Origin of the sequence: Bartonella rochalimae ATCC BAA-1498, from assembly GCF_000706645.1 — a bacterium.
Classification (GTDB): domain Bacteria; phylum Pseudomonadota; class Alphaproteobacteria; order Rhizobiales; family Rhizobiaceae; genus Bartonella; species Bartonella rochalimae.
In genome coordinates this window covers 847,260-868,921 of sequence record NZ_KL407337.1, presented here as the reverse complement: position 1 = coordinate 868,921, position 21,662 = coordinate 847,260, and the positions used below count along the sequence as shown (strand labels likewise).

At 33.9% G+C, this 21,662-nt stretch carries 19 protein-coding genes; 6 read left to right on the top strand and 13 right to left on the bottom strand.

What is annotated here, in order from left to right:
• Positions 1-354 precede the first annotated feature (354 nt).
• The 3 genes from coaE (at position 355) to polA (ending at position 4,880) form a co-directional block, all read left to right on the top strand.
• Entirely contained in the window at positions 355-948 is a 594-nt protein-coding gene (gene coaE / locus O99_RS03690; RefSeq protein ID WP_035006407.1) for a dephospho-CoA kinase, read from the top strand.
• Positions 949-961: 13 nt separating this feature from the next.
• Positions 962-1,669 carry a DNA polymerase III subunit epsilon gene (gene dnaQ / locus O99_RS03685; RefSeq protein ID WP_035006406.1) on the top strand — a complete coding sequence of 236 codons (708 nt, stop codon included), beginning with the start codon at positions 962-964 and terminating at the stop codon, positions 1,667-1,669.
• Positions 1,670-1,973: 304 nt separating this feature from the next.
• Positions 1,974-4,880, top strand: coding sequence for a DNA polymerase I (gene polA / locus O99_RS03680; protein WP_035006405.1), 2,907 nt, complete (start codon positions 1,974-1,976; stop codon positions 4,878-4,880).
• Here polA and O99_RS03675 read toward each other — a convergent pair.
• The 7 genes from O99_RS03675 to O99_RS03645 all read right to left on the bottom strand — a co-directional run bounded on the left by O99_RS03675 (position 4,877) and on the right by O99_RS03645 (position 10,377).
• Positions 4,877-5,710 carry an endonuclease/exonuclease/phosphatase family protein gene (locus O99_RS03675; protein ID WP_407636705.1) on the bottom strand — a complete coding sequence of 278 codons (834 nt, stop codon included), beginning with the start codon at positions 5,708-5,710 and terminating at the stop codon, positions 4,877-4,879. The genes polA and O99_RS03675 overlap by 4 nt on opposite strands.
• Positions 5,711-5,852: 142 nt before the next feature.
• On the bottom strand, positions 5,853-6,626 hold the full coding sequence (locus O99_RS03670; protein ID WP_035006403.1) for a Bax inhibitor-1/YccA family protein: 774 nt from the start codon (positions 6,624-6,626) through the stop codon (positions 5,853-5,855).
• Positions 6,627-7,334: 708 nt separating this feature from the next.
• Positions 7,335-7,838, bottom strand: coding sequence for a signal peptidase II (gene lspA / locus O99_RS03665; RefSeq protein WP_035006402.1), 504 nt, complete (start codon positions 7,836-7,838; stop codon positions 7,335-7,337).
• Positions 7,839-7,841: 3 nt separating this feature from the next.
• Positions 7,842-8,684, bottom strand: a complete 843-nt coding sequence (locus tag O99_RS03660) for a TrmH family RNA methyltransferase (protein ID WP_035006401.1) — start codon at positions 8,682-8,684, stop codon at positions 7,842-7,844.
• A gap of 2 nt (positions 8,685-8,686) precedes the next feature.
• A complete protein-coding gene (locus tag O99_RS03655; protein WP_035006400.1) occupies positions 8,687-9,619 on the bottom strand; it encodes a class I SAM-dependent methyltransferase in 933 nt (310 codons plus the stop codon).
• A gap of 159 nt (positions 9,620-9,778) precedes the next feature.
• Positions 9,779-10,090, bottom strand: coding sequence for a LapA family protein (locus O99_RS03650; protein ID WP_035006399.1), 312 nt, complete (start codon positions 10,088-10,090; stop codon positions 9,779-9,781).
• Positions 10,091-10,098: 8 nt separating this feature from the next.
• Entirely contained in the window at positions 10,099-10,377 is a 279-nt protein-coding gene (locus O99_RS03645) for an integration host factor subunit beta (protein ID WP_035006398.1), read from the bottom strand.
• Between the two features lie 213 nt (positions 10,378-10,590).
• On the opposite strand from O99_RS03645, the gene lptC reads away from it, so the two are divergent.
• The 3 genes from lptC (at position 10,591) to lptB (ending at position 12,711) form a co-directional block, all read left to right on the top strand.
• Positions 10,591-11,241, top strand: a complete 651-nt coding sequence (lptC, locus tag O99_RS03640; protein ID WP_035006751.1) for an LPS export ABC transporter periplasmic protein LptC — start codon at positions 10,591-10,593, stop codon at positions 11,239-11,241.
• 69 nt (positions 11,242-11,310) lie between these two features.
• Entirely contained in the window at positions 11,311-11,910 is a 600-nt protein-coding gene (locus O99_RS03635; protein WP_035006750.1) for an LptA/OstA family protein, read from the top strand.
• A gap of 6 nt (positions 11,911-11,916) precedes the next feature.
• The gene (gene lptB, locus O99_RS03630; RefSeq protein ID WP_035006396.1) at positions 11,917-12,711 is read left to right on the top strand and encodes an LPS export ABC transporter ATP-binding protein; all 795 of its coding nucleotides are present in this window, start codon (positions 11,917-11,919) and stop codon (positions 12,709-12,711) included.
• A gap of 185 nt (positions 12,712-12,896) precedes the next feature.
• On the opposite strand, the gene O99_RS03625 is transcribed toward lptB, so the two are convergent.
• The 6 genes from O99_RS03625 to trxA form a co-directional block, all read right to left on the bottom strand.
• Positions 12,897-14,474: a peptide chain release factor 3 gene (locus O99_RS03625; RefSeq protein WP_035006395.1), complete on the bottom strand. Its 1,578-nt coding sequence runs from the start codon at positions 14,472-14,474 to the stop codon at positions 12,897-12,899.
• Positions 14,474-16,132: a lysine--tRNA ligase gene (locus O99_RS03620; protein WP_371441554.1), complete on the bottom strand. Its 1,659-nt coding sequence runs from the start codon at positions 16,130-16,132 to the stop codon at positions 14,474-14,476. The genes O99_RS03625 and O99_RS03620 overlap by 1 nt, the downstream gene beginning before the upstream one ends.
• Before the next feature lie 382 nt (positions 16,133-16,514).
• The gene (locus O99_RS03615) at positions 16,515-17,738 is read right to left on the bottom strand and encodes an argininosuccinate synthase (protein WP_035006393.1); all 1,224 of its coding nucleotides are present in this window, start codon (positions 17,736-17,738) and stop codon (positions 16,515-16,517) included.
• Positions 17,739-18,477: 739 nt separating this feature from the next.
• Positions 18,478-19,707 (bottom strand): 23S rRNA (adenine(2503)-C(2))-methyltransferase RlmN, encoded by a 1,230-nt coding sequence (gene rlmN, locus O99_RS03610; RefSeq protein WP_035006392.1) that lies wholly within the window; start codon positions 19,705-19,707, stop codon positions 18,478-18,480.
• A gap of 39 nt (positions 19,708-19,746) precedes the next feature.
• Entirely contained in the window at positions 19,747-20,250 is a 504-nt protein-coding gene (locus O99_RS03605) for an invasion associated locus B family protein (protein WP_035006391.1), read from the bottom strand.
• Positions 20,251-21,257: 1,007 nt separating this feature from the next.
• Positions 21,258-21,581, bottom strand: coding sequence for a thioredoxin (gene trxA / locus O99_RS03600; protein WP_035006390.1), 324 nt, complete (start codon positions 21,579-21,581; stop codon positions 21,258-21,260).
• Positions 21,582-21,662: the final 81 nt, after the last annotated feature.

Genomic DNA, 21,662 nt, shown 5'->3' with positions numbered 1-21,662 from the left:
TTGTATGCTTTCAAAAACATAAATTTGAATGAATTTTTTACTTAATAGTATAAAACAACATGCAGAAAATTTAGCTGAGTACTTCGGAAATTTTATAAATATGGTAAGCATTTATGAAAATTAAAACAAAAATTTTTTGCGATTTTTATAAAATTAAGCGAATAACATTTGTGAAAAATACTCTTTATATTCTATTAATGACATTTCTATTACAGCAAGCAAATAAAAATAATCGATGGACAGGATGTCTTTATACTAAGTTGTTCCTAGTTTTGAACAATGATTTGCAGTGAAATCATTGGTAACAAAACAATTGCGAAAAGCAATCTTAGAAGGCACAGGTGAAGATAAATTATGAAGATTATAGGATTGACTGGATCAATAGCAATGGGAAAATCAACAACTGCTTATTTTTTTAGACAAGCCGGTATTCCTGTTTTTAGTGCAGATGAGGTTGTACACCAACTTTATAGCAGTGAACCAACAGTGTCTCTTATAGAACGTGCTTTTCCTGGTGTTACTGAAAATGGTCAAGTCAATCGTCTAAAACTTTCTGAAATTTTAGTCAATAACAGTAAAAAATTAAAGATTTTAGAAAAAATAATTCATCCTTTGGTACGAGAAAAAGAAAGGGAATTTATTAACATAGCACGTCAGCAGAAAAAAAAATTAGTTGTTCTTGATATTCCTCTTCTTTTTGAAACAAAAAGTGAGAGTCGTGTTAATAATATAGTTGTTGTGTCTTCTCCACCAGAAATACAAAAGGCACGTGCAATGAGTCGGCCGAATATGAGCGAAGAAAAATTTTCAATCATTAATGCTAAACAATTATCCGATAAACAAAAACGAAAATACGCTGATTTTGTTATTGATACGGGAAAAGATTTGGAAAATACACGTCAACAAGTTTTACGGGTGATAAAAAATCTATTAAAAGATGGTTCTTAAAAGAGTTAGGACAATGCGTGAAATTATTTTTGATACTGAAACAACGGGATTAAATAAAGAAAGTGACCGCATAATTGAGATCGGTTGTATAGAAATGATCAACCGTTATCTTACAGGACGTCGATTTCATGTTTATTTAAATCCACAAGATGTTATTATTCCTGATGAAGTTGTTGCTATTCATGGATTGACGAATGAACGCTTAAAAGATGAAAAAAAATTTGATGATATTGTCGATGCGCTTTTAGATTTTATTGATGACGCAACAATTGTTGCTCATAATGCAAATTTTGATATCGGTTTTCTTAATGCGGAATTAGAGCGAGTTAATAAGCCTCTTATTAATAGTGATAATGTCATCGATACATTATCTATAGCACGGCGCAGATTTCCTATGGGGCCTAACTCTCTTGATGTTTTATGTAAACGCTTTGGAATTGATAACAGTCATCGTGTTCTTCACGGGGCTCTACTTGATGCAGAGATTCTCGCTGATGTGTATATTGAGTTAATTGGTGGAAAACAGGGAATATTTAGTTTTGATAATTATGAAAGTTGTGATGTTATGAATGTTCAAGATAACAAAAATGCTTTCTATACGATAAAAACACGCTCCCAAGCTTTGCCTCAAAGATTAAGTAAACAGGAAAAAGATATGCATGCCGATTTAATCAAAAAGATAGGTGACAAAGCTTTATGGAATCACTTCAAGATTATTTAAAATAAAAATTGTTCTGGGTTTTCATCAACTCTTAAAAAAATACGGTCGTTGTGGGGAGGGGAACACCACAACGACCTTATCGCTACATTGCACCCCAGCTATCATAGGAGGAACAAAATAAAGCTATTATATCCTGTAACAGCAAAGAAAAGCTTTAGGTACTGAACACAAAATGCAACGATATTCCAAACCTATGACAATAAAAAATGGCTTTTTAGAGGCAAAACCAACAGATTTTAAAATAGGATCAATAAAAATATAAAAGTGTATTTTCTTTTTATGAAAAGGGAGAAATAAAATCGTTATGAAAGAAAATGATCATCTTTTTTTGGTTGATGGATCAGGCTATATTTTTCGTGCTTATCACGCTCTACCACCTTTAAAACGCAAAAAGGATGGACTTCCTGTAGGAGCCGTGGCTGGTTTTTGTAACATGCTATGGAAATTACTCTGTGACGCCCGTAATACCGCTATTGGTGTTGTTCCAACTCATATTGCTATTATTTTTGACTATTCATCTAATACTTTTCGCAAGGAAATTTATCCTCAATATAAAGCCAATCGAGCAGCTCCTCCAGAAGATCTTATTCCTCAGTTTGCACTCATACGACAAGCAACAAAAGCTTTTAATTTGCCTTGTATCGAAAAAGAAGGATTTGAAGCAGATGATTTAATTGCTACCTATGCGCAATTAGCGACACAGGTTGGAGCAAAAACAACGATTATTTCTTCTGATAAAGATTTGATGCAATTAGTAAACAAACATGTGTCTTTATATGATAGCATGAAAGATAAGCATATAGGTATCTCTGAGGTCATAGAAAAATGGGGTGTAATGCCTGAAAAAATGATTGATTTGCAGGCTTTAACTGGAGACCCAACAGATAATATACCAGGTATTCCAGGTATTGGCCCCAAAATTGCAGCACAATTATTAGATCAGTTTGGTTCTCTTGATCTTTTACTGCAACGCGTGACAGAAGTTAAGCAAATAAAGCGACGTGAAAATATTCAAACTTATAGTGAACAAGCAAAAATTTCTCGTGAACTCGTTAAACTTAAAACAGATGTTCCTGTAGATAAAAACTTAGATCATTTCATTTTGGAACCACAAGACGGTCCGCGTTTGATCGCTTTTTTGAAAGCTATGGAGTTTACAGCACTAACACGTCGTGTCGCAAAAGAGACGGCATGTGATGCTGCGGTTATTGATGCGTTAGAGCTAGATATTGAATGGAAAGAAACTACGTACAAGACTGATTTGAGTAGCAAAGAAAATAATACAGTTTTATTTCATGATTTTTTTGAGAATTCTCCACAAATTTTAGCACAAAAACGCAAGGATCAAGCTCTTATTCAAAAAATTGCAAGAGATGCCTATAAAACTATTCTTGATGAGGAAATTCTAAAAGAATGGCTGTTAGAAGCGCAAGAGCAAGGTTATTTTTCCTTTGATACAAAAACAATTTCTCTTGATCCTATGCAAGCAAAGCTTGTTGGTTTTTCATTGGCGTTACAACCTGGGAAAGCAGCCTATGTTCCACTTGAACATGTTGCAGAAGAAGAAAATCTTTTGGGAGGTGGGCGTATTGTTCCACAAATTGAAACACAAAAAGCTTTAGCACTTTTAAAACCTATATTGGAAAATCAAGCCGTCTTAAAAATTGGCCAGAATATAAAATATGACTGGTTAGTCATGAAACAATACAATATTGTAATGTGCTCTTTTGACGATACAATGCTTTTATCTTATGCTTTAGAGGCTGGAATTTCGACACATGGTATGGATGTTTTATCTAAACGTTGGCTTGGGCATAAGCCAATTAGTTACAAAGATTTGACTCATAGTGGAAGAAAAATAGTCTCTTTTGCACAAGTAGATTTGAAACAAGCTACACTATATGCGGCAGAAGACGCTGATATAACGCTTCGTCTATGGCAAGTATTAAAGCCACAGCTTGTTGCACAAAAGATGACAAAAATTTATGAACGTCTTGATCGTCCATTGATAGAAATTCTCGCAAGAATGGAAGAGCGTGGAATTCTTGTCGATCGACAGATTTTATCACGCCTTTCAGGAGAATTGGCACAGGCTGCTTTAAATTTGGAAGAGGAAATTTATCAGCTTGTTGGTGAAAAATTTAATATTGCTTCACCCAAACAACTAGGGGATATCCTTTTTGGTAAAATGGGCTTACTTGGTGGTGCTAAGACGAAAAGTGGCCAATGGTCAACATCTGCACAAACTTTAGAAGAGTTAGCTGCTGAAGGCCATATTTTACCAAGAAAAATTATTGATTGGCGCCAACTTACAAAACTAAAGTCTACCTATACAGATGCTTTACCTTCTTATATCTTACCTACAACTGGTCGTGTTCATACAAATTATTCCCTAGCAACAACATTAACGGGACGATTATCATCATCAGAACCTAATCTGCAGAATATTCCAGTACGAACTGCTGAGGGACGAAAAATCCGAAAAGCTTTTGTTGCTTCAAAAGGGTATTTATTATTATCAGCTGATTATAGTCAGATTGAATTACGTATTCTTGCTCATGTTGCTGATATAACGGCATTAAAAGAAGCATTTACAAAAGGTCAGGATATTCATACTATGACTGCATCCCAAATGTTTGGAGTTGCAGTTGAAGGAATGACATCAGAAATACGTCGACGTGCAAAAGCTATTAATTTTGGTATTATTTATGGCATTTCGCCCTTTGGATTAGCGAGCCAATTGGGAATTTCACGTAAGGAAGCTAGCGATTATATTCAACTCTATTTTGAAAGATTTCCAGGAATAGAGGATTATATGGAAAGAACAAAAATATTTGCACGTCATCATGGTTATGTAGAGACCATTTTTGGACGTCGTATTCACTATCCTGAAATAAAAACCGCTAAATCACAAATTCGTGCTTTTAATGAACGAGCTGCTATCAATGCACCAATCCAGGGGTCAGCAGCAGACATTATTCGCCGTGCTATGATTCAAATGGAAAATGCTTTAGAAAAAGAACGATTGTCGGCTAAAATGTTATTGCAAGTCCATGATGAACTTATTTTCGAAGTCCCAAAATCTGAAAGTACAAAAACAGCGATTCTCATTAAAAAAGTTATGGAAAATGCTACAATGCCAGCATTATCTTTATCTGTACCGCTTGAAGTGAAAGTTATAGCTGCTCAAAATTGGGATGAGGCACATTAATTTGTTTTATTCATTTTATGTTTAAGAGTAGACATTGCTTTTGAAAGGTTAAGGTATGCTTTAATAGGCAAGTGATCAGAGGCAATACGTGCGAGTGGTGAATAATGGTTTTCAACATTTATCAATAATTGATGAGGAAAAGCAAAAATTCTATCAAGAGCTAAAAAAGGAAAACGAGAAGGAAAACTTGGTACGCTACCAAGTGTGATATCAAAGTAAGGGGAAAAAAAATTTAATGATGAGCCTTTACCTTTGCGCCATTCATTTAAGTCACCAATGAGAAGTGTAGGCATAACAGAATATTTTTTAAGAAGCGCAAGAAGCATTTTAACTTGCTGATTACGAGAATGACGTAACAAACCAAAGTGAGTTGCTATAACACGAATAAAATCTGACTTCATTTTTAATTCTACAATTATAGCGCCACGGGGTTCAAAACCAGGTAAAGTAATTTGTGAAATATTATGTACACATCCTTGACGCAAAAAAAGAGCATTGCCATGCCAGCCATGGCCATTCGGTGACATAGTTTTTAAAGGCACTGGAATTAATCCTGTTTCAGCTTTTAAGAGTTGAAGATCAATCAAACCCGTGCGTTCACCAAAACGCTTATCCGCTTCTTGAAGGGCGAGAATGTCTGTTTGTAATTCAGCGATAACACGTACAATACGAGAAGGATTAAAAGTTTTATCAACACCAACACATTTGTGGACATTATAAGAGGCTATAGTAAGATCATAGTTATCATTATAGTTGATTACATTTTTATGATAACCAGAGTGATTATAGATTGCTCTTAATAAAGAATTATGAATTTTTTTCTGGATCAATGTAATAAGCCAACAAAATTTTAGTTTTTTGTTATTTTTAGTGTTTAATCATGTCAATAGATTTAAAGACAGCACTTATATAAAAGATAAAAAAGCCTTGTTTTTAAGAAAACAAGGCTTTTAAATTAAATAATAATTTTTATTAATCGCGATTAGAACCAAGAAATTGCAATAAAAAAACAAACATATTAATGAAATCAAGATATAGATTCAATGCACCCATAATAATTTTACGACTGCGAGTATCATATCCATCTCCTTCATAATACATCAACTTTATGTTTTGTGTATTGTAAGCTGTTAAACCAGCAAAAACGAGAACACCAATCACAGAGATTGCAAATTGTAAAGCACTTGACCCAAGAAAAATGTTCACAATTGTAGCAAGCATTAAACCAATTAAGCCCATAAACAAAAATGAACCTACAGCTGTAAGATCTCGTTTTGTAGTATAACCGTATAGTGATAAAGAACCAAAAGCAGCAGAAGTAATAACAAATGTTTGTACAATACTTTCTGGCGTATAACGTAGAATAATAGACGATAGCGAGAGCCCTACAAGAGTAGCGTAACCAAAAAAGAGGCTGCGCGCAACACTAGTACTGAGCGTATTAATTTTAAAACTGAGAAATAATACAGCTACAAGCGGTGCAAACATAATAACATAAGAAAACGGTGACATATAAAATGTCACACCAAATGATGTTAAATAAACACTTCCATTGATTTGGGCTACAGCTTGACTCATATCTGTTGTTGTAGCCAATGACGCGATTGCATAAGCGGCAGCAGCTGTAATAAGCAAACCAATGGCCATTGTGTTATAAACGCCCAGCATATAACTGCGCAACCCTTGATCAATTGATGCATCGGCATGAGAAATAGATGCCGAACGTAAATTTTTAAAATCAGCCATAATATAAGTCCTTTAGCATATGTTTCCTTAAGGTACTCGAGTTAAAAGAAGCTTATACTCCTTTATGCTCTTAAAATATAAGCCTTTTTTGTTAGGCGAATACAAAGGTTCTCAAAGCCTTAATGGAATTCTAGCACACTTCCCTCTATTATGGGGATTTATTTGGAAATTACAAGAGTTTTTTATTAAAAGAAAAGTTTAAAAATTAGTAATAAAGGGTTATTTTTCTCTAGAGTATTAAGAGAAGTGTAATGTGATTGATGTAAAAACAGTATTATGATGATAGTACAAATTTTGTTAATTTTAGTGGCTAAAGAAAAATAAAATGGATAAGCAAAAAAATTCAATATGATTAATGTTTTCTAAGTCGCTTGTAAAATAAAAAAGTGAATATACGATCCTTCAAAAGGAAAGAACGCTTCTAATATTCTCTTTCTTTTGAGTGAGCTCTATTGTTTTAATTAATTATAATAACGATTTCTGTGAGAATTAATCTTTAGTGTTTGTAAGAAGGTTTTAAAAATTTTTATCTATACCCTATAATCATGAGAACCTTAACAGATCTAAGAAAAAGTGTATTTTTTTATTTATATATTAATATATACTAACACAGAAAAGCGAGCTTTTCTATGCTAATGTAGCTCTATAGAGCCTTTGAAAGAGGCCAGAAACTGTTAATGTAAAATCAAAAAAAATCACAGAATTTCTTTATTCAAGAGATGTGTTATTAGAATAACGTTTTTTTTTAGCGCATATACAAAATTCATCAATTAAAACAGCAACAGCACCAAGTGTGATAAAAGTATCAGCAAGGTTGAAAACGGCAAAAGAAAAAACATCACGAATATGAAATAACAGGTAATCTATGACATAATGAAAACGAACACGATCAATGAGATTACCAATTGCCCCACCAATAATAAGGGTAGTACCAAAATGCGATAAAAATTTGTCTTTTGCAGTATTTTTCAACAACCATAAAAGAAAAACAATGATAATGAGTGTAAGAGCAATAATTCCCCAATGAGGATAGGAAGAAAGGAATGAAAATGCAATGCCAGTATTGCGGACATGATAAAGAGAAATAAAAGAAAAAATCGGTATTTCTGCTCCTAATTGTAAGCTATGCATAATCCAATATTTGATTGCTTGATCAAGTCCCACTGTAAAGATTAAAGTGAAAAAAAGAAAGAGCAATGATTTCCTTGTCATTTTTTATCCCTGCATGACTTCAAGAGTTAAGTAAGAACGACGAATTTCATAGAGCATAATAGCTGTTGCTACTGCTAAATTAAGTGAATCGGCATGCCCACATTGTGGGATGCGCGCCAGCTTATGGCAGTGATTTACGAGAACATCTGATAAACCTTGTTGTTCATTTCCCATTAAAAGTATAATCGGACCATTTTTAAAATCAATTGTGCGGTAATCTACAGATCCTTTAAGGTGCGTACCAACGATTATCCCTTTAAAATGTGTAGACCAATTTAAAAAAGTACTTTCATTACAACGATAAAGTGGTACGGAAAATATAGATCCCATTGTTGCACGTACTGTTTCTGGTGAAAAGGGATCTGTTGTCTCTCCAATTAAAATAATTCCTTTAGCTCCTGCTGCATCAACAGTACGGATGATAGTTCCAAGATTTCCAGGATCACGCACACGATCAAGGGCGATATAGACATCACCGATTTGTCTTATTATTTTTTCAATAGAGTGCCATTGTTGCTTAAAAATACCAATAACCGTTTGTGGATTATCGCGGTGGGTAATGGATTCCAGAACCTTTTGTGAGGCTTTAATTACAAAACCACCATTAGCTATAGTATTTGCAGCGGTATTTTCAATGGTGGAATTACTTAGTGAATTTTTAGAAACGATAAGTGTGTGAATTGTCCAACCAAGATTTAAAGCATCAATGACTAATTTTAACCCTTCTGCCATGAAGATATTTTCTCGATTACGATTTTTCTTTTTGTCTAGTGCTTTAAAATATTTAATAATAGGATTGCTAAGGGATGTAATTTCTTTCACTTTGCCGGTTTTTTGTTTACACATGTTCAAGCAATCCAACGGCTAAAAAGTGAAGTAGAAAGAGCTCGTCCAGCGGATTCTTCACGCAAAATCAATTCTCCTGACTCTATCGTACCACCAAGATTTATAAATGCATCACGCATTAAAGTATGAAACGTATAAAAGGAAGCACGAATAGAATAAACTGTGAGAACAACAGCAAGTGGTTTATTCGATAAGAGTTTGCGGCAGTTTTTAATCATGGCTGGTAAGTGATCAAACAATTGCCAAATTTCATTATGAGGTCCGCGTCCATAAGCAGGAGGATCAAGAAGAATCAAATCGTAGCTTTTTTGACGGCGTAATTCACGTTCAACAAATTTTATTGCATCGTCGCATATCCAGCGAATGGGACGATCTAATAATCCTGCTTTTTCTTGATTAGCTTTCGCCCAACTGATAGCTTTTTTAGAAGCATCAACATGGGTAACAATCGCACCTGAACGTGCACCAATGAGAGAAGCAATGCCTGTATAGCCAAAAAGATTTAATAATTTAACAGGACGATTGGTTTTAATAATTTGTTCTTCTAGTGAACGCCAATGAGCATCTTGTTCGGGAAAAACACCCACATGGCGAAAGGAAGTAAAACGTCCCAGAAAAGATAAGCCATTCCAAGAAAGTGGCCATGTTTCACCAAGAGGCTTTTTAGGAAAATACCAACGACCAACTCCTTCTTCATCTCGGTTACCTGTAAAAATTGCATCAACATTAGCCCAATTTTTCTGTGATAAAGCTGGTTGCCATAGCGCTTGACTTTCTGGCCGAATAATACGGTAGGAACCATAACGCTCCAATTTTTTTCCATTCCCAGAATCAATTAAAGCATAATCTGTGCTTGCACCTGTTTCTAAAATGAAAGGCAATTTCTCTTGTGGGTATACTTTATGAGAGTGTGGTTGGAAACATTGTACAGGCATATTGAGTGTCGTAATATATTGTCCTAAAAAGGGATTATTTTAAATATTCGTTGAAGTCCTTATGATGTTAAGAGCCGTAAGGTAATTAAACTATGTACAGGAAACAAGAGAAAACATCTTTAGATTTGTTATCTTTTGAGCACTATAGAAAAGATTTTATTAGAGTGCTACCGTATTAGATTTATTAGCAATTGATATTTTTAATTTCTCTATTTGAGCTTTGCTTTCTTTTAAGGCTTTACGGTTTTTGTATTGTGCAAACCAATTGATTATACTGCTTAACAAAAGACCAAAACAAAAAAAAGTAAAAAGCCAAACAAAAAGAGGAGCTTGATAAGTAAAATGTTCAGAATTGTTTTGAAAAGGATTAAGCGTTAATATAACAACTTGGCGATTAGCAACGATAAAGCCAATCAAAAAAGCTGTAATAGGCGCCAAAATAACCGCTAAGAGAAAGCGTTTAATGATCATGGATTTACTCATTTATTAAGCCGGTCACGTAGATCTTTACCTGTTTTGAAAAAGGGAACCCATTTTTCTTCGACCATAACAGTTTCACCTGTTCGTGGATTGCGACCATTACGAGCTGAACGTGTTTTTATAGAAAAAGCACCGAAACCACGGAGTTCAACACGTTGACCATTAGCAAGAGCAGCTGAAATTTTTTCAAAAATAGCACTCACAACATTTTCTGCATCGCGCTGCATAAGATGCGGATTATGACGAGCAATAATTTGTACAAGTTCTGATTTAACCAAAATAGCCTCTCTTTCATACGAAAAAAGATTTTTGTTATAATTGTGTGTTTCATATATGCACGTTACATATATAAGATATGCATATTCCAATATATAAATCATTAAAAGTAAAATAAAGCCAGTAAAAGAAAGATTGCAATAAATAAGATTTAAAACATGCCTTATAAAAACTCTATAAATAAAAAAAAGCGAAATATCTGGGAAATTAACAATATGACTGTGCGTAACCAACATGAATTTTTTTCTATAGAATCATCTTTTACCAATATTTTAAAAAAAACCTATTCTCATTCCCGTAAAGTTCGCTTGTTAAAAATTTGTTTACCATTTCTTGCATTGATTATAGCATTAATTTTTTGTTGGTTCACATTTTTTTCTATTTCTTTTTCCTTTGATAAGGTGCTTTCGAGTCATGAAGAAGAGGAAATAGCACAATTAACAATGCTTAATCCAAGATTAGAAGGTTATACAAATTTTCATAAGCCTTACTGGATTAAAGCAGAAAAGGCGTTTCAAGATCGTAAGTCTTCTGGAATTATTGGGTTAAAGAATATTACAGCTGAAGTCCCTACAAAGGGACAGGGGCAAATTTTTATTGATGCACAAGGAGGAGTTTATGATAATATTAAAAGTCATTTACAATTCAATGAACCTTTTACGGTTACAACGAAAGATGGAATAATTGCAAAATTTATAGCTGCAAATATTGATTTATCTAAAAGCCAATTTAATACAGATCAGCCTGTGAATATTCAAAGTGCCAATTTTCATCTTATAGCAAATGCTCTGCAAGTTTGTGAGAAAGAGCAAGTTATGTATTTCCAAAAGGGGGTACGTATTGTTCTTGATAAGAAGGAAAAATAATAGAAGGAACTTGGAGTAGTGTTTATAGAAGGCGTATGTACATTTATACGAGAAAAAAAATTAAGAATAATGAAGACAAAAAAATCGTGTAAAGAACAGGTAAGTCTCTTAACTTTAAGTCTAGCGATATTGGGATCAATTAATGGATATGCTGCAGTCACTCATTTTGGAATCGATGGGTTAAATGGGCAAGAGCCAATGGAACTTTACGCAGATTCTTTAGAAATACGTGATAAGGAAGGCATTGCTGTTTTTAATGGCGATGTTTCAGTGATGCAGGGCGAACGACTTTTACGAACGTCAAAATTAGTTATTTATTATAATAAAGCACATATAACAGGTGGTATAAATCAGTTGAGGAAACAATCGATTTTTCCTGAAAAGATTGGTTCGACAGATATTCAAAAAGTAGAAGCCTTAGGTGAGGTTTATATAAAAATGGCAAAACAAACTGCTACGGGTGATAAAGCTATTTTTGATGGACAATCGAATATGATAATCTTAACAGGTAATAATGTTGTGTTGACTGATGGCGATAATGTCGCTCAAGGATGCATATTAACAGCGAATATGAAAACTGGAAAAGCTTCTCTTGAAGGATGTAAGACTCCTGGAAAAAAGAATCGTGTTTCGATTATTTTAAAATCAAGCTCAAAGAATGGTCGTTAAGATTTCATGTTTGGAATCAAAAGAGAAAAAAAGACGATTGAACACAACCTTACGAGTAGGGTTTTAAAAAAAACCTCAAATAGGACTTTAGTTGCTCATAATTTAGTTAAAGTTTATCGAGGAAGACAGGTTGTTGATCGTGTTTCTTTTAATATTCATGCTGGAGAAACTGTCGGTATTTTGGGTCCTAATGGTGCTGGCAAAACGACCTGCTTTTATATGGTTACAGGTTTAGTAAAATCCGATGGTGGTTCAATAGAGATTGATGGGTTTGATATTACCCATTTGCCAATGTATCGACGTGCTCGTTTAGGGATTGGATATTTACCGCAAGAAGCTTCAATTTTTCGTGGTCTCTCAGTAGAAGATAATATTAAGGCTGTTTTGGAAGTAATTCAAAAAGATCGCTTTAAACGCCATGAAGAGTTGGATGCCCTTTTGCATGAATTCAAAATTGATCATTTACGAAAAATGCCCGCTCTTTCTTTATCGGGAGGTGAACGTAGGCGTCTTGAAATTGCACGCGCTTTAGCTTCTCGCCCCAACTTTATGTTGCTTGATGAACCTTTTGCAGGAATTGATCCCATCGCTATTTCTGATATTAAACAGCTTGTTCGTCATTTAACTCAACGTGGTATTGGCGTTTTAGTAACGGATCATAATGTGCGTGAAACATTGGAGCTTGTTGATCGTGCTTATATTATTCACGCAGGAAAAGTGCTAGTTCATGGTTGTCCGAACGACATTATCAATAATGCTGATGTTCGTGAAATTTATTTGGGAGAGCAGTTTTCTCTTTAGTTTTTCCATTTCTATAGAATATTCAAGTTTAAAAATTATTGTCATATGATATATAAGTATTTCGTGACGATTAGAAAAAGAATAGTCTAATTCACTATAAAATTTTTAAACTTACAAAAGAATCATAGCTCATTTTAATGTTTTTATTTATAATAATTTCTTTTTTTAAAATTAAAGATCCTTTTTTATTTAGAGCGTATCTGATAATCTTTAAAAGCGACAAATTTTATTTTCGGAGCTCTTTCTGCTTCATAATTTAACGAAAAATGATTTTCTGCTAAAAAAACTGGATCACTGTCTAAATCATGCGCAATAGCGGATCGATGATGAGTAAGAAAATTTTGAAGTTCTTCTTTACTTTCTGCAGAAATCCAACGACATACGTTAAAACGCGATGATTCAAAACTCACAGGTAGAGAATATTCTACTTTAAGTCGTTCTGTTAAAACATCAATTTGCAAAGCACCAATAACACCAATAAGAGCTGGGGAACCATCATAAGGGATAAATAACTGTACGACTCCCTCTTCAGCCATTTGATGCAAAGCCTCTTTTAGTTTTTTTGCTTTCATCGGGTCACCTAAGTGAACGCGACGTAAAATTTCTGGTGCAAAATTTGGTAGGCCTTTAAAGAGAATATCTTCTCCTTCAGTCAAGGTATCTCCAATACGCAAAGTTCCGTGGTTCGGAATACCTACTATATCACCAGCATACACTTGATCAGCAATTTGACGTGAACGCGCAAAGAAAAACTGCGGTGCTGAGAGTGTCATTGATTTTCCTGTTCGTACTAACTTCGTTTTCATACCGCGTTCAAGTGTTCCTGAACACACCCGCAAAAATGCAATACGATCACGATGATTAGGATCCATATTAGCTTGAATTTTAAAGACAAAACCGGTCATTTTGGGTTCAGTAGCCACTACATTTCGTTGATCGGCTACCTGATCACGAGGGCTTGGACCAAAATCAATCAGGGCATTAATCAAATCACGGACACCAAAATTTCGTAAAGCTGAACCGAAATAAACAGGTGTCATATACCCTTCATAGAAAGCTTTAAGATTAAATTTCTTGCAAGCACTGCGAGCAAGCTCTACTCCTTCAATAAAGAGTGTTTGTTGATTTTCAGGAAGCAAATTTGCAACTTCGCGAAGATCAGAAATCGTTTGTGAAATAACTTCATGGTCTTGCTGGCGAAAACAATTATTATGAAGATCAAAAGTGCCAGTAAAATTCTTTCCTATACCAATAGGCCAAGTGATTGGAGCAGTATCAAGCGCAAGTTTTTCTTCAATTTCGTCTAAAATTTCTAAGGGATCACGGGCTTCACGGTCCATTTTGTTAACAAAAGTGACAATAGGGATATCACGCATTCGGCATACTCCAAACAGTTTGAGTGTTCTTGGCTCAATTCCGCGTGCTCCATCGAGTACCATAATTGCACTATCAACGGCTGTTAAAGTACGATATGTGTCATCCGAAAAATCCTCATGACCTGGGGTATCTAACAAATTAAAAATATGATTTTCATATTCAAATGTCATTACAGATGTAACAACAGAAATACCACGGTCGCGTTCAATATTCATCCAATCAGAACGGGTTTGAATACGGTCTTTTTTTGCTTTCACCTCACCAGCCAACTGAATAGCACCACCAAATAATAACAACTTTTCTGTTAAGGTTGTCTTTCCGGCATCAGGATGCGCGATGATTGCAAATGTACGCCGTCGTTTTACTTCTTGTGCTCTACGTTCCATTATTTTTCTACCGATCGGGCAAGTGCTGTAGCAATGAGTGCACGTGTCTCATCAATTCCATACAGTGCTATAAATGATCCAAACCGTGGTCCTCGTTCTTGTCCTAAGAGTACTTCATAAAGCATTTGAAAAAAAACACTTGAAACACCAGGCCCCCCTTCTGGATTTTTTTTGCTATGGTCTTGATAGCATTCGGTTAAGCGTGCAACATCAAGAAGTGCATTTTGAAGAGTATTTCCATCAACAGTTTTCGGCAAACTCGCTAATTTTGTATCAATTTGAATCAATACTGAGCGTTCATTTTCATCAGCTGTACGAAATTTTTTATTTGGTTTTACGAATGTCTCAAAATATTTAAGAGCAAACTGCACTAACTGGTCAAGCATCGGATATATTTGCGCATTAGCTCCTTTAGCATAACGAGAAATAAATCCCCAAAGAACGTCTTTATTTTCAGCATTAGAAGCACTGACCAAATTCAACAGCATAGCAAAAGAAACAGGCAAATTGACCTGAGGAGGACATCCATGATGAATATGCCATACGGGATTATTAAGACGCTCTTTCCATTGCTGATGCTCATATGCTGAAAGATGTGCGTAATACTCATCAACAGTTTTTGGAATAACATCAAAATAAAGCCGTTTTGCTGTTCTTGGTTTTAAGAACATATAGAGTCCTAAACTTTCTGTTGGTGCATAAGTTAACCACTCATCAATAGTCAAACCATTTCCTTTAGATTTGGAAATTTTTTGTCCCTTATCATCCAAAAAAAGCTCATAATTAAATCCCTCAGGAGGCTGGCCACCAAGAATTTTGCAAATTTTAGAAGAAAGATTTGTTGAATCGATAAGATCTTTTCCCGCCATTTCGTAATCAATTCCGAGTGCAGTCCAGCGCATTGCCCAATCCACTTTCCACTGACACTTAACTTTTCCACCTGTAATTTCTGTTTCAATGGGCTCACCTGTTTCAGGTTCGATATAGGTTACAGTTCCTTTCTCAACATTTCGAGCAATCATTGGGACCTGTAATACTTTTCCAGAAAGTGGAGAAATAGGCAGAAAAAGTGAATAAGTTTCTTGTCGTTCTTTACCCAATGTTGGTAGAATGAGCTCCATAACCTTATCATAACAGGACAGTATTCTTAGAAGTGTTTCATCAAAACGACCAGAATGATAATAATCGGTAGCACTAGCAAATTCATAGTTGAAACCAAAACGGTCAAGGAAAGTACGCAAACGTGCATTATTAGCAGCTCCAAAAGAAGGATAATCATCTCCAAAAGGATCGGGGATACGGCTAAGCGGTTGACCAAGATAGTCTTCCATTTTTTTTCGATTAGGCACATTATCAGGAACTTTGCGCAAACCATCCATATCATCAGAAAAACAAAGAAGTTTTGTTTTAATTTTGTTTTCGGTAAGAATATGAAATGCATGACGTACCATAGTTGTACGTGCAACTTCCCCAAAAGTTCCAATATGTGGCAAGCCAGACGGTCCATAACCTGTTTCAAATAAGATATGCTCTGGGTAGCCAATTTTTTCATAGCGTTTGATAATTTTACGGGCTTCTTCAAACGGCCAAGCTTTTGATTGAGCAGCTGAATCTCTTAGTTCAGGTGAAAAGTTATAGGTACCATACGGATTGTGCATCATCTTTATCCCAAAAATAAATTACTTAATGACAAGATGTATGATTGTTAAACTTTTTCGTCAATAATAGTCATCTAAAAGCAGAAAAAATCTTCTCATTTTTCCTTTATCATGATCAATACATACCTTATTTTCAGTTATAGCTTTCTTATCTTATGTAACTTAAAGTATTATAAACATGATTTATTCATTTGAATTATTGATGTTTTAGTTACCATTATCTTAGTTTTCTATTATATTAAAGATCATGAATCCTTTGGCATCAAACTAAAAATTGGATAATGACACATTTACTAAAAAATAAGATAAAGAAAATACGGAATTAAAGGTTTTTATATAAAAACCTTTTTTATGAATTTTATCAAGATGAGTTTATGGAGTTTTATAATTTCGAGGAACGAGCTGCTAATGTTCGTAAACGCAATGCATTCAATTTAATAAAACCTGCTGCATCTTTTTGATCATAAGCACCTTGGTCATTCTCAAAAGTCACCAACTTATCAGAATAAAGTGATTTTTCACTTTGACGTCCTTCAACAATTACATTTCCTTTATAAAGTTTTAGTGTTACTTCCCCTTCAACATTTTCTTGAGATAAATCAATCGCTGCTTGTAACATTTTACGCTCAGGTGAAAACCAAAAACCGTAATAAATAAGTTCTGCATAACGTGGCATTAATTCATCTTTCAGGTGAGCTGCACCACGATCCAGTGTTAAGGATTCCATTGCTCGGTGAGCAGTTAAAAGAATAGTTCCTCCTGGTGTTTCATAAATACCACGCGATTTCATACCCACAAAGCGATTTTCTACCAAATCTAATCGGCCAATACCATTTTTACACCCATAGCTATTTAATTGAGTTAACAAATCCGCGGGAGATAAAACTTTTCCATTAATTGAAATAGCATCTCCTTTTTTAAAACCAATTGTAATTATAGTTGCTTGATTTGGAGCAGCTTCTGGAGAAAGAGTACGCATATGCACATATTCAGGAGCAGAAACTGCTGGATCTTCTAAAATCTTTCCTTCTGATGAAGAATGCAATAAATTTGCATCTACTGAAAAAGGTGCTTCACCTTGTTTATCTTTCTCTACAGGAATTTGATGCGCATGCGCAAATTCAATCAAATCTGTTCGACTTTTAAAATTCCAATCACGCCAAGGAGCAATAATTTTAATATCAGGATTAAGAGCATAAGCAGAAAGTTCGAAGCGTACTTGATCATTGCCTTTTCCCGTTGCTCCATGAGCGATAGCATCTGCATTGGTTTTTTGGGCAATTTCAACGAGACGTTTTGAAATAAGTGGGCGAGCAATCGATGTTCCTAAAAGATAAGCTCCTTCATAAACCGCATTTGCTCGAAACATCGGGAATACAAAATCACGCACAAATTCTTCCCGTAAATCTTCAATATAAATTTCTTTAACGCCAAGCATTTCAGCTTTACGACGTGCAAGCTCCAGTTCTTCTCCTTGACCTAAATCTGCTGTAAAGGTTACAACTTCAGCTCCTAGTTCACTTTGCAACCATTTGAGAATGATTGATGTGTCCAGTCCCCCTGAATAAGCTAAAACAACTTTTTTAATCTCTTTCCATTTTTTCATTTTTAAGCTCTTATTATTATTTTCTCCCTTTATCTTTTACTCAGAAATCAAAGCCATGCAAGGAATGAAAATAAATTTTTAAAAACAACATAAAAAAGATGCAAAAAAATAAAAAACTATAAAGAGAAAATCGATAAAAGATATAAGTTACGCTCCTTATTTCTAAGCATAAAAGAAATTAGTATGTCATTTTTATCCAAATGGTCTATTGTTTTTAACGCATTCTAGCAACGTTATTTTTTCTTTCACTTTACGATTTAATATTATACTCTCATTAGAATGTACCATTACATAAAGTAAATAAGCTGCAATTATGTGCGCTTTCGTCTGTGCAACAGGTTTTATTCTCTAAGCTATGGCTATAGCCATTGATCTATCGGCATTTATTTTATATTATCACGCACTTTTATGATTTGCTTTTCAGGCTTTGCGTCAACACTTAATATTTTCAGAACGCCATAGTCTTAAATGCAACTATTTAACCAGTAATCCTAAAGTACTCTTTTTAACATAATGTTCTTACAATGATTGATTAATGCTCATGATCGTATGACTACATAAATGGCCAGTTTTAAGGATTTTTAAATATTTCTTTGTTCATTATAATTTCTATAGTTTTATGATAAGCAAATATTTAAAAATTTTCTGATCACTCTTTTTGCGATCGTTTTCTTGATTGATTCATTGCAGAAATTTTATTAGTTTTGCTCTACTCTCAACTTATCTTGAAAGACCTAGTTTATTCATTACCAATTATATTTTCAAGTCTTATCCGTTCAGATTTAGCTAAACGCTTTGAAGCTGATTTAAGCTGCCCACATGCGGCCAAAATATCACGTCCACGTGGCATGCGAATAGGTGAGGCATAACCTGCTTTATTAATGATATCAGCGAAACGTTCGATTTGTTCCCAATCAGAACATTGATAATTACTTCCAGGCCATGGATTAAAAGGAATCAAATTGATTTTAGCAGGAATACCTTTAAGCAATTGAATTAATTTTCTCGCATCGTCTAAACTATCATTTACATTTTTCAGCATAACATATTCAAATGTAATTCTCTTAGCATTTGAAAGGCCAGGATAATTACGGCAAGCTTCCATTAACAAAGCAAGGGGGTATTTTTTATTAATTGGAACAAGAATATCTCGCAATGTATCATGTACTGCGTGGAGCGAAATTGCTAACATAACGCCAATTTCTTTTCCTGTTCGTATAATTCCAGGAATTACTCCACTCGTTGAAAGAGTAATACGACGTTTCGATAAAGAAAGCCCATTTCCATCGGAAGCAATTAATAAAGCTTTTTTAACTGCTTCAAAATTATAAAGCGGTTCACCCATACCCATCATAACAACATTAGTAATTTTACGTCCTTCAATTGGGATAATTGCGCCATCAGGTGTCTTCTTATCAGGAAAATCACCTAAACAATCACGGGCAACCAATAATTGCACTAAAATTTCTTCAACTGTTAGATTACGAACAAGTTTTTGTGTTCCCGTATGACAAAAAGAACACGTTAATGTGCATCCTACCTGAGATGAAATACACAAAGTACCACGCGCTTCTTCAGGGATATAAACCGTTTCAATTTCAACAGGTTTCCCAGCTCCAGAAGCTGGAAATCGTAAAAGCCATTTACGAGTACCATCTTGTGATATTTGTTCTGCAACAATTTCTGGACGCGCAATAGAAAAATGCTCTTTGAGCATCTCCCGCATTGGCTTAGAAATATTTAACATTTCATCAAAATGAGAAACTCCACGCACATAAAGCCAATGCCAAATTTGACGTACACGCATTTGCGTTTGATGTTCTGGAACACCAATTGCCTGTAAAGCCTGTGCTATTTCATCGTGTGATAAGCCAATTAAAGGTAATTTAGATTGTTTCGTTACTATAGTATTCTTTGCTTTTAATATTTGATATGTTTCAATAGATTTAAGGTCATGTGAAATGGCCATGGTTTTCCATTTTATCAGCTATTTTAGAATTATAAATATTTAGTGACATTTTTGTGCCATATTTAACGCAGCTTTCACTCCCTTTAAAGAGTAAGTATAGGTAGTGTGAGTTCCTCGTTTTGAGGTAGCTCTCACTGTCATGTCCGCTCCTGAACGCATAGCAGCAACAAGCTGTTTTTCCATTCCTGATGATGTTAACCAAGCAGATGAATCTTTTGTAAAAAAGTCAAAATTTTTATCTTTAATAGTGACAGTAACTTTTGATCCCTCTTTAAGTGGATAACCAGCCATAAATTGTGGTTCAAACGAAACAGGAGAATTAGAACGTTTGGTTACCAAAAAGAAATTATCACCGTGTTTAACAGTTGTTGGATCTGCCTTTAAAGGAACTGATAATATATAACAAATCATATTATCTGGTGCTTTATAAGAATAAGCTCCCCAGGCTTCAAATTGTTGTAAACGGTTTGGTGTTTGTGCCCAAGCCGAACCAACAACAGTCATAATCATAGTGCATACAACAGTAAAAATTTTTTTCAACATCTTAATCTCGCTTACTTTTTTATTTTTTAAAAAATTTCTTTACATTAGCAAAGTTTAATAAAGGCCGAAGTAATATATAAGGTAATTTTTTTAATTGTTTACAAAAGAAATATTATTTTAGTCAAAATAAGTCTTTCTTTCAATTGTGATCTTTTAGTCATTACTAAAGTATGAATTTTTTATTCAACAGCTAGATTTTTTAAAATATTCTCAATTAATCTGATAAAATTTTATATAAAAGTTTGATATTTTTTTTAATATGACTTCAGATTAAAACAAAAAAAATATTGAGTTTTTTCTATAAAATTCTTAGCTGGACTTATTTTTTCTCAAATATATTTAGCCATTTTTCCTGAAGAATCGCAGTATCATTTCCTATATTTGTTGATTCCAATTTCTCATAGTGTAAAATAATCTTAATAAATAGCTGTTCATCAAGATTTATTGGCATAGTAGCTTTTTAGCTGAAATTTGTAAATTTTTTAAATATCTACATACTTACTTAATCAAGAGTAATTTTAAAGATTTTTGACATTTACGTATATATTTATTTTTTAATTTATAATAGATAAAAAACAATTACGATGTGAGCAGCTTAAAAGTTAATTTAAGTAAAAATTGAAAAAACAAAGAAACATTAACTATTGTAGTTATATCAAAAATAACAACTATTATCCAATGTATTTATCATTTTTAAAGTTTAATAAACAACTCAACATCTTTTAAATGATTTTTTTCTTAAATTGTTTTTATACAGCCGATATAGAGTAAACTAAAACAAAAGTGTATTTTCAAAATTCGTATTTTTCAGAAAATATAAGCTCATAATCTTATCTACTATTTATTATAAATTATGATCAATAATACAGGAAACAGTTGGATAAATAAAACAATTAACAGACTTATTGTGAAGAATTTTAGTAGTTTAAGCTTACAATCGTAGAGAATTTTAAATGAAAAGGAGCACTTTGAGCTCCTTTCTTTTAGAAAAAGAGTCACGAGGAAATTCAACCAAGACTATTTTTAATCCATTCAACAAGATGTCCTTTAGACGTAGCACCAACTTTATTGGATGATACTTTTCCATTTGTAAACATTAATAAAGTAGGAATCGATCTTATTCCATATTGCGTAGCTAAGTCTGGATTTTCATCAATGTTAATTTTAGCGACTTTAATCTGGCTTTGCATTTCTGTTGCAATTTCATCAAGGATTGGTGCAATGCTTTTGCAAGGACCACACCACTCTGCCCAAAAATCAACAACAACAGGAAGAGGAGAAGAGAGAACTTCATTTTCAAAATTGCTACTATCAATTTTTATACATGTCATTGATTTATCCTTTACTGCTTTTATAAATGAGTATGAATTATTTATGTTAAGTTATTGTAAAAATAAATTATAATAGATTTT

What these genes read in the sequence shown, in the direction of transcription:
- rlmN (WP_035006392.1), bottom strand. Translation starts at nt 19,707, where the DNA reads ATGGCCATTTCACATGACCTTAAATCTATTGAAACATATCAAATATTA.
- lptC (WP_035006751.1), top strand. Translation starts at nt 10,591, where the DNA reads ATGACTGTGCGTAACCAACATGAATTTTTTTCTATAGAATCATCTTTT.
- O99_RS03660 (WP_035006401.1), bottom strand. Translation starts at nt 8,684, where the DNA reads ATGTGTAAACAAAAAACCGGCAAAGTGAAAGAAATTACATCCCTTAGC.
- O99_RS03670 (WP_035006403.1), bottom strand. Translation starts at nt 6,626, where the DNA reads ATGGCTGATTTTAAAAATTTACGTTCGGCATCTATTTCTCATGCCGAT.
- O99_RS03650 (WP_035006399.1), bottom strand. Translation starts at nt 10,090, where the DNA reads ATGATCATTAAACGCTTTCTCTTAGCGGTTATTTTGGCGCCTATTACA.
- O99_RS03635 (WP_035006750.1), top strand. Translation starts at nt 11,311, where the DNA reads ATGAAGACAAAAAAATCGTGTAAAGAACAGGTAAGTCTCTTAACTTTA.
- lspA (WP_035006402.1), bottom strand. Translation starts at nt 7,838, where the DNA reads ATGACAAGGAAATCATTGCTCTTTCTTTTTTTCACTTTAATCTTTACA.
- O99_RS03625 (WP_035006395.1), bottom strand. Translation starts at nt 14,474, where the DNA reads ATGGAACGTAGAGCACAAGAAGTAAAACGACGGCGTACATTTGCAATC.
- trxA (WP_035006390.1), bottom strand. Translation starts at nt 21,581, where the DNA reads ATGACATGTATAAAAATTGATAGTAGCAATTTTGAAAATGAAGTTCTC.
- dnaQ (WP_035006406.1), top strand. Translation starts at nt 962, where the DNA reads ATGCGTGAAATTATTTTTGATACTGAAACAACGGGATTAAATAAAGAA.
- O99_RS03605 (WP_035006391.1), bottom strand. Translation starts at nt 20,250, where the DNA reads ATGTTGAAAAAAATTTTTACTGTTGTATGCACTATGATTATGACTGTT.
- coaE (WP_035006407.1), top strand. Translation starts at nt 355, where the DNA reads ATGAAGATTATAGGATTGACTGGATCAATAGCAATGGGAAAATCAACA.
- O99_RS03655 (WP_035006400.1), bottom strand. Translation starts at nt 9,619, where the DNA reads ATGCCTGTACAATGTTTCCAACCACACTCTCATAAAGTATACCCACAA.
- lptB (WP_035006396.1), top strand. Translation starts at nt 11,917, where the DNA reads ATGTTTGGAATCAAAAGAGAAAAAAAGACGATTGAACACAACCTTACG.
- polA (WP_035006405.1), top strand. Translation starts at nt 1,974, where the DNA reads ATGAAAGAAAATGATCATCTTTTTTTGGTTGATGGATCAGGCTATATT.
- O99_RS03620 (WP_371441554.1), bottom strand. Translation starts at nt 16,132, where the DNA reads ATGCACAATCCGTATGGTACCTATAACTTTTCACCTGAACTAAGAGAT.
- O99_RS03615 (WP_035006393.1), bottom strand. Translation starts at nt 17,738, where the DNA reads ATGAAAAAATGGAAAGAGATTAAAAAAGTTGTTTTAGCTTATTCAGGG.